Annotated in this window: 1 protein-coding gene; it reads left to right on the plus strand. The window is 74.9% G+C overall.

What is annotated here, in order from left to right; genetic code table 11:
- Nucleotides 1–423 precede the first annotated feature (423 nt).
- Nucleotides 424–1,010 (plus strand): hypothetical protein (locus HW445_RS32560; RefSeq protein ID WP_180224333.1); only part of this gene is annotated, 587 nt, incomplete at its 3' end.

The following is a 1,010-nucleotide window of genomic DNA, read 5'->3' on the forward strand; positions in this document are numbered from 1 at the left end:
ACCCCAGGGGCACCCACCTGGGGCACCCGCCGCGCGTCGGACCGGGGCACTCGCGGAGCACCCGCGGACACGCCAGGGCGTCCCGGCCGCCACCCCCGTGGCCGGTCTCCGGGGCCTCCCGTGTGCCCCACGGGTCGGCGCCGCGCCGCGGGAAGGCGCAGCTCACCGGGGCAGTGCACGGAACCCGAGCATCCCCGTTACTCTGTGCGCCGGTTGGCGCGCCCACGCGGCGGGGATATTGACGGCGGAACGCCAGAAAGCGGTCAGCGGCCCCAATTGCTCGTTGCCGAGGTGCAGTTCGAGGGCAAGAATTGAGATCCGCCCCCGCGTTGACCCGCCGTCGAACGGTCGGGAGCCTCGTGGTGCGCGCTCCCCCGAATCCGACCCCGCCCGCGCAGTGGGCGTTCTGCCGAAGGGAGGACCGTGACCTTCGGATTCGCCCCGTCCTCCGCGGCAGCCGTGTCGACGTCCGCCGACCCGTCCGCCGTGTCCGCCAGTCGCCTGCTCGAGCCCGCGGAGTGGAGCGCCGCCGGTGTGCCGCTGTTGCGCAACCCTCGTGAGGTCGTCAACGGCCTGCACTCCAGGCACCTGCCCGAATCCGGCACGGCCGTGGTGGCCGTCCTCGACCCCGACGAACGCATGCGCGCCAGCGCCTCGTTCACCCGCCGGCCCGGAACGACGGCGGACGGCTGGATGTTCCGCAACGCGCTGCTGGCGCAGCTGCGCCGGGTGATCCCCCATGACCTGCGCCGCCGCAGGCCGGTGCGCACGGCGGTGCTGCTGTACTGCCGGGAGGGCGACGGCCGCTGGACGGAGGAGGACGGCGCCTGGATGTGGGGGCTCCGCGACGCCTGCACGCTGCACGGGCTGCGCTGCGGCGCCTACATCACCCTGACCAGGGACGGCTGGCAGGTCCAGGGGGAGGGCCGCGGAGGCCGACGTCCGTACACGGACTCGCCGCCCGAGTTGTTCGGCGGCGCGGCGCCCGTTCCGCTGCCCCGCACCGGCGG

The sequence above is a fragment of the Streptomyces sp. UH6 genome, assembly GCF_013421635.1.
Classification (GTDB): Bacteria; Actinomycetota; Actinomycetes; order Streptomycetales; family Streptomycetaceae; genus Streptomyces; species Streptomyces abyssomicinicus.